Origin of the sequence: Paenibacillus ehimensis NBRC 15659 (genome assembly GCF_004000785.1) — a bacterium.
Lineage (GTDB): Bacteria > Bacillota > Bacilli > Paenibacillales > NBRC-103111 > Paenibacillus_G > Paenibacillus_G ehimensis.
Map to the genome: position 1 here is coordinate 201018 of NZ_BILX01000001.1, position 15506 is coordinate 216523.

The window sequence follows — 15506 nt, forward strand, 5'->3', positions numbered from 1 at the left end:
CAAAAGAGGCGGGGGAGCTGTATCAGTCTGAACAGGATGATGTCCCCCGCTTTTTAAGTGATTGAAGGGAGGGGAGGCCCCTCCCGGTTCAGCTTTGCTTACTTGCCGGCGGCAATTTCTTTGTTGGCGGTATCCTGCGCTTTTTTCATCGCTTCTTCCAGCGAGGATTTGCCCAGGAACGCGTCGAGGAACTGGTTGTTGAAGTTGTTCATGACCGTCGGCAGCGTCGGTCCGGCCTGCCATGGCGTCGCATAAGCCGAGCCTGCAACCAGAGCGCCGCGCAGCGGGTCCTTGTCGTAGCCGAGCTCCTTCGCGACGGATTTGCGCGTCGGCAGGGCGAACCCTTTGCTGGTCCACGTTTTCATGCCTTCCTTGCCGGTCAGGTACGAAATCAGCTCCCAGGAAGCTTCTTTTTTCTTGGACGCTTTGTTCATGACGTAAGCGACCGTGAAGGCCATCGTGCCTTTCTTGCCGTTCACCGTCGGCAGCTCGGCGGTGGCGTATTGAAGATCCTTATAGTTGTTGTTCAGGAACGGAATCGCCCAGTTGCCTTCGAAGACGATGGACGCTTTGCCTTGGCCGAACATCTCGCCGCCCCAGCCTGCGCCGACTTCCTTCGGCTCGCCGGACGATTTGTCCTTGTTATGCAGGTCGACGACGAGCTGCAGCCCTTTGAGCGCTTCCGGGGAAGCGAAGGCGGCGTTGCCTTTGTCGTCGGACACTTTGCCGCCGAACGCCTGCGCCATGAACATTTGCCGCGCCAGCTCGGGAGCGACGCCGAAGCCGAAGCGGACGGTTTTGCCGCCTTCGGTTTTGGTCAGCTTTTTCGCGGCCTCCTGCAGCTCTTCCCACGTCGCCGGCGGCTTGGCAATGCCCGCCTCTTCGAAATGCTTCTTGTTATAGAACATGGCGAGCGTCGAGGAGTCTTTCGGGAAGCCGTACGTTTTGCCGCCGACCTTGAACGCGTTCAGCAGCGGCTCTTCGAAGTCGGCTACGTCGAATTCGGGCTTCACGTAGCCGTCGAGCGGCTCGATCACGCCTTTCTCGATCAGGGCCGGAGCTTCGAACGCGTCCAGATAAAATACGTCCGGGCCTTCGCCGCCGATGAGCCGCGTCTTGATGACGTCCATGTACTGGTCGGCGATCACTTCGTATTTGACTTTGACGTTCGGATGCTTGCTTTCGAACTCTTGAATCGTCTGCTTGAGCAGATCCTGCTCTTCCGGCGTCGATCCCCAGCCGGCCAGCGTCACGGTGACGGGCTCGCCGCCTTTCGGCGCATCGCCGGCCGGGGCCGGCTTGGCTTCTTCTTTGGCGCAGCCCGCCAGCACCATGCCGGAAGCCAAACCTACGGAGAGAATGACGGATAGCGACTTTTTCATTGCACAACACCCTCCTCTAATGGTTGAATAAGAACTTGATATCCCGTATGATTTTCCAAAATGTCCACTTGATACGGCGCGTCGCCGCCTCCGTTTCTGCGGACCCGCACGTGCAGCGTTCCTTGACCGATGCGCAGGTTCGCCACTTCCAGCTCGTTCATGCCGGGGAGCAGCAGCGGCCGCAGCTCGACCGTCGCGGTCAGCGCATTCGGACGGAGGCCCAGCATCGTCTGGACGAACGTCAGCGGCGTGCCCGCGGCCCATGCCTGCGGCGAGCAGGCGACCGGATAAGGCACCGGATACCCGAGCTCTTCGGTATAGCCGCAGAACAGCTCGGGCAGTCTGGCATATTCGAAGCCTTCCGCCGCTTTCAGCAGCCCCTGCATGACCTTCAACGCTTCCGCCTCGAAGCCGCCGAGACTAAGTCCGAGCAGGCAAAGGGAATTGTCGTGCGGCCACACGCTGCCGTTATGGTAGCTCATCGGGTTGTACCCGGAGGAGCCGGTGCTCATCGTGCGGATGCCGTACCCGCCGAACATGTCGTCCGCGACGAGCCGCGACGCGACGGCGCGGGCCCGCTCCGGCGACGCGATGCCGGACATCAGAATATGCCCGGTATTCGAGGTCACCGACTGCACCTGCCGTTTGTCCCGGTCCAGCGCAATGGCGTAATACTGCTCGTCTTCCATCCAGAAGGCCTGCTCGAACCGCTCCCGGAGCACGGCCGCTTCATGTTCCAGACGGTCGGCATCCCCGCTGCGGCCGAGGGTACGGAAGATCGGAGCCAGGCGCGTTTTTGCCTGATATACGTACCCCTGCACTTCGACGAGCGCAATCGGCGCTTGGCCGTAATCCCCGCTGCGGTGGACGACGGAGTCGGCCGAATCCTTCCAGCCTTGGTTGGCGATGCCTTTGGAGGACTCCTGGAAATATTCCACGAAGCCGTCGCCATCCCGGTCGCCGTAACGCTCGATCCAGGCGAGCGCCGCTTCGAGGTTCGGCATCAGCTGCTCAATCAGGGCAAGGTCGCTCGTCCAGTGGTAGTATTCCGCGGCCAGCAGCAGGAAGAGCGGCGTCGCGTCAATCGTTCCGTAATACGGGGTGAACGGCACCATCCCGGCGCCCGCCAGCTCGCCGTAGCGGATTTCGTGCATGATTTTGCCCGGCGTTTCGTCGCGCCAAGGATCTTCGCGCTGCCCTTGGTAAGCGGCCATCGTGAGCAGGGTGCCTTTCGCCGCCTCCGGGTTCAGCGAAAGCATCTGCAGCGCGGCGATCAGGCTGTCGCGGCCGAACGGGACCGAGTACCACGGAAGCCCGGCGACCGGGAACGGGCCGTAGCCGACATCGGTCAGCAGCACGCGCAGGTCCTGAACCCCCCGGTGAAACAGCTTGTCGAACGCGGCGTTGTCGCTGCGGACGGCGGTCGATCCGGCGTTCCAGCCGGCATAGCTCGCTTCGAGCTTCGCCTTCGCCACCTGCGGGTCGTAAAACCGGGGGCCTTCCCCGTTCACGAACGGCGCGACGAAGAACGTGATTTCCCGGCTCTCGCGGTGATCGAGACGAACCCGGAAGCCGACGGTGTTCGTCACCTCATCGATGAAGCTTTCCTGCGGCTGCCACGCGATGCGGGTTTCCCGGGCGACATGGTCCGCGCCGGCATAGCCGATCGTCAGCCCGCCGCTTTGCCTCTGCGTTCCCGTCTTATGGCCCGTCTCGCCGTGCTGAAAGCCGCGCACCGTGAACATATCGGCGAAGTCGGCGTCGGCCAGCACCGAGAAGTCGAACTCGATCGGTTTCGGATAATAGCTGGTCAGACGGAAGGTTTCGTAGAGCCCGCCTTCGTAAATAAACCGGGTGCGCTCGATCTCGACGGATTCCCTCCACAGAATCAGCTCGCCGCTGCGCTCCATATGCGGATTCGTCAGCCGGATCACGGATATGTAATTCGCATCCGCCGCGGAGGACAGAAGCACCGGCTTCTGCCCGTTAATGGCGATTTCCAGCCGGCTCAGAAACCGGGTATCCTTGGTATAAAGCCCGAAGCCGGACGGATGACCTTGCGGAATATCGCCGTTCTTGTCGGTGTAGAGAAATAGATCGTTTTCTTTGATGATTCGATAATCCAATGCGGTCACCTCACTGTATAAAGGTTATCCGAAACGTTTCGGAAAACGGCTAAAAAAATATTTCTTCCTTGCAAAAGAAAGGGAAAACCTCTTTCCAAAACGTTTTGGATACGATATACTTGATTATATTGCAAGCTGTAAGCATTTACAACTGCTTTTTTTAGCAAATATTTTTTTGCGGCTGCCAACAAGATAAAAATATAGATTGAAAACGTTTCGGAGGAGAGAACATGGTTACGATCAAAGATATCGCCAAGGCGGCCGGGGTATCCGTCACGACCGTATCGCGGGCGTTGAACGGATACGACGACGTCAATGAAGATACGCGCCAGAAAATCAAGGATATTGCGCAAGGGCTCGGGTACAGCCCGAATATGGCTGCCCGCTCGCTGATCTCGAAGAAAACGAAGACGCTCGGTCTGCTGCTGTCCAACGTGACGCGGGCCAGCTCGAAGGACAATATCGCCTTTGAAATTTTGTGCGGCATGAACGACCGGGCGGGCGAGCTCGATTACGACCTCGTGCTGTTCAGCACGACGCCGCAAAAGCAAAAAATCAAATCGTACAAAACGCTGTGTCAGGAGCGCGGCGTGGACGGCGTCATTATTATGGGCATCCGCTTGGACGACGCCTACTTGAAGGAAGTCGTTTCCTCGCAAATTCCTTGCGTGCTTATCGACATTCCGCTGGAGGGGCCGAACGTCGGGTATGTGACCTCCGATAACGTCGGCGGCGCGTACCGTGCCGTCAGCTATTTGCTGGAAGCGGGTCACCGCAAAATCGGCGTTGTCAACGGCCATTCCCAGGCGGACGTCAGCGTGCAGCGTCTGAAAGGGTACAAGCAGGCGCTTGAGCGCTTCGGCATCCCGTTCGACGAGTCGCTCGTCATGGACGGCTCCTTCTCCGAAGCGGGAGCGAAAGAAGCGGTGTACAGGCTGCTTGCGCAGCAGCCGGACATCACGGCGCTGTTCTGCATCAGCGACCTGATGGCGCTCGGGGCATTGCAGGCCGTCCGCGGGCTGGGGCTTCAAGTGCCCGGACAAGTTTCCGTCGTCGGCTTCGACAATATCGATGTGACGGCGTACTGTTCGCCCGCGCTCACGACCGTCAACCAGAACAAGTACGAGATGGGGTATCAGGCCGCCCAGATGCTGATCGATCTGCTTGAAGGCCGCAAGGTGAGCCATCGGCTCGTGCTGGACACGGAGCTGATCATACGGGAAAGCGTGAGTGCGCGGTAAGGAGACCCTTTGCAGAATCAGGCGAGTGAGGCGCATGGATTAATCCTTCGCAGAATCACGCAAACGAATCTCGATAGCTTAATCCTTCGCAGAATCAGGACGGCTGGGTCAGCGGGCAGTCGGCGAAGCTCTGGATCATTAGGCGGCCTCTATTCGAGCATAGAGGAACTACGATTAGTAATGCGACGTTTTTGGACTCATCATCGAAGCATAGCGGAACAAAAAGTGACTTAACCGTGTCGAAAAATGTTCGTGCTGCCCTGGGAGGCGCGATTAGCGCATCTCAGATTCTCTATGGTTTGGGCGGGCGGCTGATTGGACAGGATAACGCATCTCAGTTCCTCTAATTTCCTACGTGTCCCGGAACCGGGAAAGCTCCACAATTCACGCAGCAGCTACAGCAAGAACAGAAGCGGAAAAACCTCCAAATCCACTAATCATGTGGAGACGGAGGTTCTTTTCTATACGTGAAATCCGGCTTGCGCTCATTCCTTGCCCCGTAAGTCATCCCACGAAATGGCAAAGCCTTTCCGCCAGACCACGACATTCAGCACGACCAGCAGCGCCATATACGCGTAGACCCCGCCGGTAACGAGCGTGCTGGCCAGATGAACGCCGGCGAACAACGCGAGGAGCAGCAGAAGCGGAATGATGATGAGGCTGTCATTTTGCTTCACCGCCTCGAAGGACTCCGAGAACGGCAGCGCCTTGCGGAAAACAAGGAAGCAAAGGACCGCGTACAGCAGCACGCTCAAAGCGACGACGATTAAATCCGGAACGATTCGCGTCCCGAACAGCGCGATAAAAATAACGCTCTCCAGCAGGTACACCGGCATAAACAGCCGGACGAGGAACGCTTTGATCGTCCCCCGGAAAATCGGCGCCGGGCTTGGCAGCGGCATCGTTTTGTAGAGCCACGAGCCCTTGTGCTTGCCGGAATACCGAAGCATCATGATGACGGTCGGAATGAGCAGCGCGCAGAAATATATGTTCAAATACCACTTGCTCGCCGCGATCTCGCCGAAGGACTGGTTCCGCAGCACGTTGAAAAAGAAAATGAACGGGAACACGATCGAGAAGCCCAGCGAAGGGTACACCTTGAGCTTGAACTCCCTTTCGTTGCCCATCATCAGCGATCCGAACCGGAAAAACGTGCGCTCTTCCCGGCCGGAGCAAACAAACCTGGAAACGACATCCAGCCATCGGCTGTGCTCCCTGCTTTTTTTCGCGCTGTCGTTCGCCAGCTTCTGCAAGCTGCGCTCGAAGAAGGGCACCAGTCTCGTATAGAGCAGAATCGAAACGATCGGCGTGACGAACGCCAGCAGCGAAAAGACGATGAAATGCGGAGCCGCCTGACCGCGCAAGAGCCATTCGTACGTTGCACCGAACCACAAGGGAGGAATAAACGCCTGCCACCATCTCGGCTCGAACACGACCTGAAGCTGCATAAGGTCGAACGACCGTCCGATGAATTGATAGCCGACGGTAATCGCGACGGACAGCATGATTTGCACGTTATTGATCATGTCCTTCAGCTTTTCCCCGTCGAAAAACTTCAGAATCAGCATATACAAAAAGGCCGTCAGAACAACAATCAGCACGTCCGTCAGTACAATTTCGACCACAAACAGCAGAAAAAACAACACGCCATGCTTGGCAAATGCCGCAATCATCGGCGCAGCGCAGAGCGCCCCGGTCAAAAAGAACAAATAAATCAAAATATGCAGCGTCTTCGCCATGCCGACCGTCCGCCGGTTGACCGGCTTCGAGGCGATAATATTCCGGTCCCGGATATCGAGCAGAACGGTAGAAAAGTCGGAGATCAAGGAAGTCATGACCAGGAACATCAGCAGGCCGAACACAAAGCTCATCTGGAACATATAGTTGTCGCCCATCACGACGAAGGGAACCGTGACCAGCCCCATCAAAGCGTACAAGCCGAGGGACTTCGCGAAAATGTTCTGATCGCCCGCCCCGCTTCTCTTGCCGCTCTGGTTGAAAATGGTGGGCATCCGCCGTCCGTCGATCGTCAGCTTGATCTGCAAAATTTTGCGCATCATCGGGTAGTCGACGCCCAGCCTCTCGAACAGGGCCTGGAACCGGTCCAGCACCTTAAGCGATACGAATTCCCTCATCGCCTACACCTCTTGCACGACGGAGACGAATCGTTCCGCAATCGCTTTATGCTCATGGAAGCCCGTCAACCGGTTGAAGATCTCTTCGAGCGATCCTTCCCGGCTCTGCGCCTTCAGCTCGTCGAAGCTTCCGTCCGCCACGATCTCCCCGCCGTCTAGCAGCACGATGCGGTTGCTGATCTTTTCGACCACATCCATGATGTGCGAGGAATAGAAGATCGTTTTGCCCTGCGCGGCCAGCTGCGCCAAAATTTCTTTCACCACCATGACGCTGTTGGCATCCAGCCCGCTTAAGGGCTCGTCCAAAAACAAAATGTCCGGGTTGTGCAGCAGGCTGGAGATAAGCAGCACCTTTTGGCGCATGCCTTTGGAATACGAGACGATCCGCGCGTTATACGTCTCCTCCAGCCCGAACAGGTCGATCAGCCGCTTGGCTTTCCATTCCGCCTGTTCGTCCTCCATTCCATACAGATTGCCGATGAAGGTCAAATACTCCTTGGCCGTCAGAGCGTCGTACACCTCGGCCGTTTCGGGCACATACCCGATCCGCTGTTTATAGTCCACGCTGTCGTCCGAAATGTCTTTGCCGAAAATGCGGATTTCTCCGGTGTAGCCCTCTACGAGGCCGAGCATCGTTTTGATCGTGGTGCTCTTGCCCGCGCCGTTCGGTCCGATATACCCGATGATTTGTCCCGGATACACGTCAAGATCGATTCCTCTGAGTACGTAGCGGTCCCCATACCTCATTCGCAAGCCGCGAATGGACAGGATCGCTTCTCTTGCGGTTTCCATCGGCACACCTCTCGTCCCACAACTGAAAATAAAAAAGCATGGCCGCTTCCAGGCTTCGGCCGGTTCGGTCATGCAACCTCATTGTATGATACGGTCCGTTTCAAGTCAATCGAAAGAGGGGCTTATGATAAGATGGTTATTGCCAATACGGTGCAAAGGGGGAGAAGCATGAACTGGCAGGAGCATCATCTGAAAAACGCCAAGCGGTGCTGGACGCTCGGCATCGTCACGATCGTCGGAGCGGCAGGGTTCGGGTTGCTGGATTTGCATTTTCATTGGGCGAAAGACATGGCCGGGCGCATCATGTTTATGGCGGAATGCTCGCTGTTTGGGCTGTTGTTCCTCGGCATAGGTTTCGCGCAAAAGCGCAAAGCCGCCATGAAGCCCGGAGCTGCCGGGCTGACGAAGACAGGAGAAGAGGGGCTGCGCACTTTTCCGCATTCGGAAATGATGCTCAAGAAAGCAGCGTCGCTGCATCCGGTTTTGCGCTATTTTTCCGTGGACGGAGAGGTGCTGCTGGAATTCAGGGAGACCGGCGGCAGGCTGCTGTTGCTGGCCGAGCTTCTGGGGCTGCGCCGCTTTATGAGCCGAAGCTTCGTGCTGACGGACCGGCTTGGACGGCCCTGGGTGATCTACAGGCAAAAGGCGGGCATCAACCCGCCGATTGAAGCTTTTCTCCCCGACGGCTCGAAGCTTGCCGTCTATAAAGAAGGCATGCTGAAGGCGCAAATCGCAGTAAGCGACCAGAATGGCACGACGATCGGATGGGTCAACAAGGACGATTTGCTTGGAACGACGTTTCACATTACTGACGGTAGCGGGCAGCAGATCATCCGGTTTTTCAACGGCGGCCTGCCATCGCGCAACTTCGATTATTTTACGAGCGGAGACGATTTGATTAACATTTCGGGCGGCTTGGCCTCGGATGAGCGTCTCTATCTCCGGTTCATCGGCTTGCCCGCATTCATCAAAATTTGGTATGGCAAGTAGCCGCCATAAAATGTGCCTTTCCCCGTATTTACCTGCCCATCCCGTACCGGCGAATTGGACATAGAATAAGGCATACCCGCTGGTTTGTAACGGGATTTTCCTCAAGGCGGTGGTTTATTCGATGGATTGGGAATATCATCCTGTGCGGTTTGCCGCGGATCACGCCCCCGAGCTGCCGTTAACCTATATGACGAACGGCGCATGGTCCGGCCACCGCCGTTTCGCTTACGATCTTGTGCGCTTTGCCAAGCCGCGCCTGATTGCGGAGCTCGGCACGCTTTACGGTACCTCCTTTTTCAGCTTTTGCCAGGCGGTCAAGGACGGGAATTTGCCCGCCCGCTGCTTCGCCGTCGATACGTGGCAGGGCGATCCGCATACCGGTTATTATGGCGGCGACCATATCTATGAGGCCGTCCAAACCGTGACGCTCCGGGAATTTCCGGGCATCGGCTATCTGGTTCGCAGCAATTTCGACCAGGCCCTTGCCGGTTTTCCCGACGGCTCGGTCGATTTGCTGCACATTGACGGCTACCATACGTATGAAGCGGTGCTGCACGACTATACGACATGGTACCCGAAGCTGGCGGAGAACGGCATCGTCTTGTTTCACGATATCGTGGTCAGGCTGGGCGATTTCGGCGTGTACCGTTTGTGGGAAAGGCTCAGCGAACACCCGCATCTCGAATTTCCCCACTCCAACGGTCTCGGCGTCCTCTTCCCGAAGGGGTGTCCGCCGGCATTCCGGGCGGTGCTGGAGCATAAGGATGAGCTTGTCGCGCATTATATCCACGGGACCTGATGAGCCGGGATTCGCATTTTGATGAGGAATGGGAGGTGAGAAAAGATGTATGCAATCCCCGATCAAGTCTACAACAAAACCATCGATTGGGTGATGGACTGCACGGCCTTCGACCGAAGCCTCATGCCGGAATTTTACAAGACGATCTATCCCGGGGAGACGCTTCATCTTGAGGCCCCTGGCGGATTCGATCCTCCGCGCTGGGCGAGCGAGTGTCATTTCGATCCGGCCTTCGTGGCCGTCGTCCCGAACGGGCGCGTCATGACCGGGAACGGCTACGTGGTCACCCCGAACAACAAGCGGCTGCTCGATGTGGAGCTGTATTGCCCGGATCATGACGGAAGGCTGCTGCCGCCTCCGGTATACGTGGCGGAAACGGTGGCTACCTTGATCTGGGGATGGAATATGCCCGAGAAAGGCATTTTTACCCAAGCCGTGTACGGTCATTGGTTTTACGATATCCTGCCGCGCATTCATTTGCTCGAGCAAAGCGGCATCCCGATCGACAAATACTTGATTGGCATGCTGCATCATCCGTTTCAATACGAGTCGCTCAGCATGCTCGGCTTTCCGATGCAGAAGCTGATTCAGGTCGACCGCAGCGATTTTCACCTGATGGCCAGCAAGCTGGTCGTGCCTGCGGTTCCCTTGATGGTTGGCAAAAGTCCGCGGTGGGCATACCAGTTTCTCCGCCAGCGGCTGGGAAACGGACAGCCGGCCGGGCAGGCCGGCGGGTATGAACGGATCTACGTCAGCCGGCAGGACGCGGCGGCGAGGTTTGTCGTCAACGAGGACGAAGTGATGAGCGTTCTGAGGGGGAAAGGGTTTACGAAGATTGTTCCGACGCCGCTGACGATGCAGGAAAAGATCGCGATCTACTCCTCCGCCAGCGTGGTTGTCGCTCCGTTCGGCAGCAGCAACATCAACATCACCTTCTGCAATCCCGGAGCGAAGCTTATCGAGCTGTCGCCGCGTACGGTCGTGGACAACTATTTCTGGAAAATATGCGGCCATGCCGGCGTCGATTATTACGAAGTCGTGTGCGACATCGAATACCCGCCCAAGCCCGCGGTAGGCGCCGACAATATCGTCGTCGATATCGACAAGCTGCTGAACGTGCTCAAGCTGGCCGGGCTCTGACCCGCAAGCGGCTAGCCGACCGTATCGCAATAGCGGAAAAAAGCATCCATGTCGGTCGACAGCAGCAAGGGGACGGCCCGTTCGATTTGGTCCAGCGGCCAGTTCCACCATTCGATGCGGAGCAAGCGCTGAATCGTCGCTTCGGGAAACCGGTACTTAATAACCTTGGCCGGGTTTCCCGCCACGATAGCATAGGGAGGAACGTCCTTGCTGACAACGGCGCCCGCTCCGACGACCGCTCCGTGCCCGACCGTAACCCCCGACAAAATCGTCGCTCCCGAGGCAAGCCATACGTCGTGCCCGATCGTTACATTTCCTTTGCTCTTCGGATGGCCCGTAATGAAGGAGTACTTGGGCATCAAGGAGTTGAACGGGTACGTCGTCACCCAATCGGGCCGATGCTCTCCACCGAGAAAAATCGTCACTTTGTCCGCAATGGAGCAAAACTTGCCGATGATCAGGATGCTGCTCTCGCCCCAAGACCGGATATCCGGATGGCCGTAGGTGAACTCCCCGATATAAATTTTGTTCTCTACCGTTCTCGAAGGCAGTTGAGTTCGCAGCGACTCGATCGGAGATTGGCTATCCATCGCTCAGGCACCTCCTTCCGGGTCGTGATATGCTAGGATATTCATTCTCCGCGGCCCTTGGCACACCGGAGGAGCTTATTTGGGCGAGTCTTCCCCCGGTTTGCCGCCGCTGCCGTTTCCGTTAAACAGCGCCTCTGTCAGTGTCCGCAGCTTATCCATCAGCTTGCCGTAGCCGAAGCCGACGAGAAACGCGATGCCGATCTTCGCTTCCATCGAGGCGCCCGTCTGGAGCAGCATAATGCCGCTCTTGAACAAGACTATCGTCATCATGGCCGCCCCGGCGCACTTGATCGGACGAAGCAGGTACCACCAGTACCAGCGCGGAGTCATGCTGTCGTAATATTCGAAGAACAAGCGCATTCCGTACATGGTGCCTCCGATCGCTCCGGCAAGCGCATAGTAAGCGTACTCCGCGACGGGGGGAAGAAGCTTGACTCCAAGCCAATGCGTGACGCTGCCGCTGCGGATGGCGCCCGTCATCCAGAAGCTCCCGACGAACCAAATCAGCAAATAAACGAGCACTCCGAGCTTGAACCCATGTTCCCGGGTCATCATGGCTCCCGCCCCTTTCGCTTGCAACTTCTTCTAGTTCAACCTATGCGCTGTCCCGGAAAATGATGAAATGCGGGGATCGGATAGAAACATTATCCAGTTCCGGTGCGTCTAATGAATGGGGGAGAACGGGCCCTTGCCGCCTTTTCCCATCATACAGACGGAGTTGAATTATCGTAATGAACACGCCTTATGTTTCAAGAAAGCAATGGCTGGAAAGCCGGGAGCAGGAAAAGGGGTCATTGCTTTTCTACTCGGTGCTCGGATTCGTCCTTTTGTTTCTGTTCATCGCCCCGTTTCACCAGGGATTGTTTCTGATGTTTTCCTACGAAGCCAAGCCGGGGAACAACATCTTCTACAACTTCCCGCTGTACAGCTCCTACATTTTTGTTTACATCGCCTTGTTTCTGACTTCGCTGTTTTTGATGACTTCGTTTAAAGCGACCGGCAAGCGGGACATGCTGGTGCTGGCGGTATGGCTTATTCCGCTCGCTTATCTCATACCCGTGCTGACCCGTCCGGCATCCCTGTACCTGGCCCTTCAAGGATTGTATGCCGAGATCATGTATGCGGCGTTTTTTGTGATCAGCTGGGTGCTGGCCCGGAACAAGAAAGGGGCGGCTCTCGTTCAGTACGGCATTCTGTATTCGGGGTACGCGCTCGTCATCTATGGGCTGCTGGTCTGGTATGGCAACATTCAGGCTCCAGGCGTCATCATAGCCGACAGCAACGGCATGCGCTTAACGTCTTCCTTTACTTACGCCAACTCTTATGCCGCCTATCTGATTGCCATCATCCTGGGCGCGCTGTATATGATCGCATCTTCCTCCAAATGGGCCGCAGCCGCAGGAAACGCCTTGATTTTGGCGCCGGCTTTGCTGTCGCTCATCCTGACCTTGTCCCGCGGCGGTCTCGTGCTGCTTCCGGTCGTGCTGCTCGCGCTGCTGCCTTTCATCCGCTTGTCCGGGCAAATCGTCATGATTCTCAATCTGGGCGTAGCGGCGGCGGCCGCCTTCATCCTGTCCGGGCCCAGTACGCGGATCGGAGCGGAATTGTTCAAGACCTCGAACGCAGCGCTGTCCGCGCAGGCTTGGCTTCAATTGGCGGCCGGGTCGGTTGTGGTAGCGCTGCTGTCGGCGGTCATTCACAAATACGTGCCTCCGGCGGTCGGGAAGCTGGAGGAAAAGTTCAAGCTTCGGTATGCCCGGCTCTGGTTCCCGCTGGTGATCGTGCTGGTCGGCGGCATCGGCATTGCGGTCGTGCTGAACAGCCAGTGGGTGCTGAACCTGCTGCCGGAGAACCTGCAGCAGCGGATTGCCAGCATCAACTTCCAGCAGCACAGCGTGCAGGAGCGGGGGTATTTTTATAAAGATGCGATGCAAATCGTAAACGAAGCGCCGTTGTTCGGGAAGGGCGGCGGGGCATGGGCCGCGCTGTATCAATCGCACCAAAGCTACGGCTATGCTTCGAACCAGGCTCATAACTTTTTGTTCCAGACCTTGACGGATATCGGTTGGGTCGGCGCGCTGCTGCTGTTCGCTTTTATCGGCTGCATCGCGTACTTTTACGTGCGTCATTATATCAAGCAGCATGAGACGGAAGACGGAAGGCGTCATTTCGTTTATTTCATCGTGCTGGCGTCCATCCTTGCCCACAGCTTCATGGACTTCGATTTAAGCTACGGTTACTTGTCCGCGCTTGTCTTTATAAGCTTGGGAGGACTGCTGGCGGGCGCTGCCCTGCCGGGAAATAAGGATCAAGAGCTGCCGATCGCATCGGGAAAAGCGAAATGGATTTACCCGGGGTTCATCCTGCTGCTGAGCTTGTGCATGCTAGTCGTATCGATTCGACTGCTGAAAGCGAACACCGAAGCGGGCAAGGCGTATCACGAGCTTTCGCAGGAGTCCGTCCAATTGGAAAAGTTTATCGGCTTCATCGATAACGCCATGGAGCTTCATTCGACCAATGCGGATTATGCGCTGCTGAAGATTCGGATCCTGAACGACGTGTACAATCAGACGAAGGACAAGCAGTATCTGCAGGAAGCGCAGCAGCTCGCCGCCCGGTTTATGGAAAACGAGCCTAATGCGCACGGCATCCACGAGAACCGGTACCAATGGGCGGTGCAGGACAATGCCCAGCAGGCGCTGGCGATTGCGAGCGAGTCGATCCCGAAATACCCGTGGGATATGATGTGGTACGAACGGGCGATGGTGCTTTCGTACGAGCTGGGATACGCTGCGGGAGAGGCGAATAAAACGGCGGAACGAGATGCGTATTATCAAAAAGCCGTCGGCATTTATCAGCACGTGCAGGAAAAACGGGAGTCGCTGAAATCAATCCCGTCTTCGATCAGCGTGCCTCCTTTCGAGATCTCGAAACCGATGTTGTTGGTGTTGGGGAGAATTTCCTACGACCAAGGCAAGTATGCCGAAGCGGCGGACATCCTGCGGCCGGCCTTGTCGGACAACATGGATTCCTCAGTGCATCGGTATATCGCGCGCTGGTACGTGGCGTCGCTGCAGAAGCAGGGCAAGACGGATCAGGCGTGGGTGGACAAGCTGGTCGCCAAAGATCCGAACGAAGCCGAGGAGCTCAAGAAGCTGGCGGGAGCCTAAGGCAGCCGGTCCGCGCCGGAGCACTTAAGGGGAGAGGAGCCGTGGCGGCATGGAAGACTCGCGGCAGAACGCTGCGCCGGGAGAGGAGCGATGGCGGGAGAAAGCCGGCTGGGAGCGGGGGGAGCCGTTCGTACGCTTAAGTCTGGCGGAGCTGAACGGGCTGCTGGAGCCGGCGTTCCCCGGAAGGTCCGTCGAATTCGCGCAAACGCTCGGCGCAGGGCTGAGCAATTCGAATTATAAAATCCGCATGCGCGGGGAAGATCGGTCCTATGTGCTCCGCATTTATCGGGACGATGCGGACGTGCTCCGCAAGGAGGAGGCTATTGCCCGGCTGGTCCGGCCCGCGGTTCCGGTTCCAGCCTTCCTCTACACGGATGCCTCATGCTCCCGCTTCCCGCGGCCTTGGGCGCTGCTTGAGTGGCATGACGGGGAGCTGCTGTCGTCCCTGCGGCTGACCGCTGCCCAAGAAGAGCTCGCTTCCGCGGCGGCAGCGCTCGGGAGAACGCTGGCGCGCGTGCATGCCTTCCCGTTTTCGGCCGCGGGTCTCTTCGGCCCGGAGCTTGAGATCCGCACGCCGATACGGCTGGACGAAGCGATGTTCGTCGGCTTCGCGGAGCAGAGCTTGATGCACGGCGAGGCCGGCCGTCTGCTCGGTCCCCGCCGGACCGAAGCGCTGTGGGCGCTATGCAAGCGTCATGGCGGGCTGCTGGAGGAGCAGCCGAAGGTGTACGCCTTGATTCATTCCGACTTTAACGGATGGAACGTGCTGCTGGCGCCGGATGGCTCCGGAGGGTATGAGGTAACGGCTGTGCTGGATTGGGAGTTTGCCTTTGCCGGTCCGCCGCTGGTGGACATCGGCAATATGCTTCGCTATGAACCGCCGGGCTCCGAGTTCGGGCGTCATTTCATTCGCGGCTACGTGCAGGAGGGCGGCGCGCTGCCCGAGCGGTGGGAGCTGAAGTCCAGGCTGGCCGATCTGATCGCGCTGCTCGATCTGCTGAACGGGGCGGCGGATGCGCCGAACCGGGCCGCCGATCTCGTGCGGTTAATTGACCGCTTGTTGGCGGAGTGGGCATAGAGTACGTTTTCGTGTATGGCGGCTCGGCCGATCGGACACACTACGGGCGAATCCCAATTCCCG

The 15506-nt window shown here is 57.6% G+C and carries 12 protein-coding genes; 6 read left to right on the forward strand and 6 right to left on the reverse strand.

What is annotated here, in order from left to right; translation table 11 throughout:
• Window positions 1–98 precede the first annotated feature (98 nt).
• Entirely contained in the window at window positions 99–1382 is a 1284-nt protein-coding gene (locus PEH01S_RS00925) for an ABC transporter substrate-binding protein (protein ID WP_025844660.1), read from the reverse strand.
• A complete protein-coding gene (locus PEH01S_RS00930; protein WP_127483614.1) occupies window positions 1379–3508 on the reverse strand; it encodes an amylo-alpha-1,6-glucosidase in 2130 nt (709 codons plus the stop codon). Before PEH01S_RS00930 ends, PEH01S_RS00925 begins: the two co-directional genes overlap by 4 nt.
• 230 nt (window positions 3509–3738) lie before the next feature.
• Between PEH01S_RS00930 and PEH01S_RS00935 the strand changes: the two genes are divergently transcribed.
• Complete coding sequence (locus tag PEH01S_RS00935) at window positions 3739–4749, forward strand: LacI family DNA-binding transcriptional regulator (RefSeq protein ID WP_025844658.1); 1011 nt, start codon at window positions 3739–3741, stop codon at window positions 4747–4749.
• A 485-nt stretch (window positions 4750–5234) separates the two neighbouring features.
• On the opposite strand, the gene PEH01S_RS00940 is transcribed toward PEH01S_RS00935, so the two are convergent.
• Together PEH01S_RS00940 and PEH01S_RS00945 are read right to left on the reverse strand one after the other, a co-directional pair.
• Window positions 5235–6884, reverse strand: coding sequence for a hypothetical protein (locus PEH01S_RS00940; RefSeq protein WP_127483615.1), 1650 nt, complete (start codon window positions 6882–6884; stop codon window positions 5235–5237).
• 3 nt (window positions 6885–6887) lie between these two features.
• Window positions 6888–7676 (reverse strand): ABC transporter ATP-binding protein, encoded by a 789-nt coding sequence (locus tag PEH01S_RS00945; RefSeq protein WP_127483616.1) that lies wholly within the window; start codon window positions 7674–7676, stop codon window positions 6888–6890.
• 168 nt (window positions 7677–7844) lie between these two features.
• On the opposite strand from PEH01S_RS00945, the gene PEH01S_RS00950 reads away from it, so the two are divergent.
• From PEH01S_RS00950 to PEH01S_RS00960, 3 genes are all read left to right on the forward strand, one after another.
• Window positions 7845–8666: a hypothetical protein gene (locus PEH01S_RS00950; protein ID WP_127483617.1), complete on the forward strand. Its 822-nt coding sequence runs from the start codon at window positions 7845–7847 to the stop codon at window positions 8664–8666.
• 121 nt (window positions 8667–8787) lie between these two features.
• A complete protein-coding gene (locus PEH01S_RS00955; protein WP_025844652.1) occupies window positions 8788–9465 on the forward strand; it encodes a class I SAM-dependent methyltransferase in 678 nt (225 codons plus the stop codon).
• A 45-nt stretch (window positions 9466–9510) separates the two neighbouring features.
• The gene (locus PEH01S_RS00960) at window positions 9511–10605 is read left to right on the forward strand and encodes a glycosyltransferase family 61 protein (RefSeq protein WP_025844651.1); all 1095 of its coding nucleotides are present in this window, start codon (window positions 9511–9513) and stop codon (window positions 10603–10605) included.
• A gap of 11 nt (window positions 10606–10616) precedes the next feature.
• Here the strand turns inward: PEH01S_RS00960 and PEH01S_RS00965 are convergent, their stop codons facing one another.
• Window positions 10617–11195: a CatB-related O-acetyltransferase gene (locus tag PEH01S_RS00965; protein ID WP_025844649.1), complete on the reverse strand. Its 579-nt coding sequence runs from the start codon at window positions 11193–11195 to the stop codon at window positions 10617–10619.
• Between the two features lie 75 nt (window positions 11196–11270).
• On the reverse strand, window positions 11271–11750 hold the full coding sequence (locus PEH01S_RS00970; RefSeq protein ID WP_127483618.1) for a hypothetical protein: 480 nt from the start codon (window positions 11748–11750) through the stop codon (window positions 11271–11273).
• A 176-nt stretch (window positions 11751–11926) separates the two neighbouring features.
• Between PEH01S_RS00970 and PEH01S_RS00975 the strand changes: the two genes are divergently transcribed.
• A complete protein-coding gene (locus PEH01S_RS00975) occupies window positions 11927–14365 on the forward strand; it encodes an O-antigen ligase family protein (protein ID WP_127483619.1) in 2439 nt (812 codons plus the stop codon).
• A gap of 49 nt (window positions 14366–14414) precedes the next feature.
• Complete coding sequence (locus PEH01S_RS00980) at window positions 14415–15443, forward strand: phosphotransferase family protein (RefSeq protein ID WP_127483620.1); 1029 nt, start codon at window positions 14415–14417, stop codon at window positions 15441–15443.
• Window positions 15444–15506 lie beyond the last annotated feature (63 nt).

What these genes read in the sequence shown, in the direction of transcription:
- PEH01S_RS00925 (WP_025844660.1), bottom strand. Translation starts at nt 1,382, where the DNA reads ATGAAAAAGTCGCTATCCGTCATTCTCTCCGTAGGTTTGGCTTCCGGC.
- PEH01S_RS00935 (WP_025844658.1), top strand. Translation starts at nt 3,739, where the DNA reads ATGGTTACGATCAAAGATATCGCCAAGGCGGCCGGGGTATCCGTCACG.
- PEH01S_RS00940 (WP_127483615.1), bottom strand. Translation starts at nt 6,884, where the DNA reads ATGAGGGAATTCGTATCGCTTAAGGTGCTGGACCGGTTCCAGGCCCTG.
- PEH01S_RS00945 (WP_127483616.1), bottom strand. Translation starts at nt 7,676, where the DNA reads ATGGAAACCGCAAGAGAAGCGATCCTGTCCATTCGCGGCTTGCGAATG.
- PEH01S_RS00950 (WP_127483617.1), top strand. Translation starts at nt 7,845, where the DNA reads ATGAACTGGCAGGAGCATCATCTGAAAAACGCCAAGCGGTGCTGGACG.
- PEH01S_RS00955 (WP_025844652.1), top strand. Translation starts at nt 8,788, where the DNA reads ATGGATTGGGAATATCATCCTGTGCGGTTTGCCGCGGATCACGCCCCC.
- PEH01S_RS00960 (WP_025844651.1), top strand. Translation starts at nt 9,511, where the DNA reads ATGTATGCAATCCCCGATCAAGTCTACAACAAAACCATCGATTGGGTG.
- PEH01S_RS00965 (WP_025844649.1), bottom strand. Translation starts at nt 11,195, where the DNA reads ATGGATAGCCAATCTCCGATCGAGTCGCTGCGAACTCAACTGCCTTCG.
- PEH01S_RS00970 (WP_127483618.1), bottom strand. Translation starts at nt 11,750, where the DNA reads ATGATGACCCGGGAACATGGGTTCAAGCTCGGAGTGCTCGTTTATTTG.
- PEH01S_RS00975 (WP_127483619.1), top strand. Translation starts at nt 11,927, where the DNA reads ATGAACACGCCTTATGTTTCAAGAAAGCAATGGCTGGAAAGCCGGGAG.
- PEH01S_RS00980 (WP_127483620.1), top strand. Translation starts at nt 14,415, where the DNA reads ATGGAAGACTCGCGGCAGAACGCTGCGCCGGGAGAGGAGCGATGGCGG.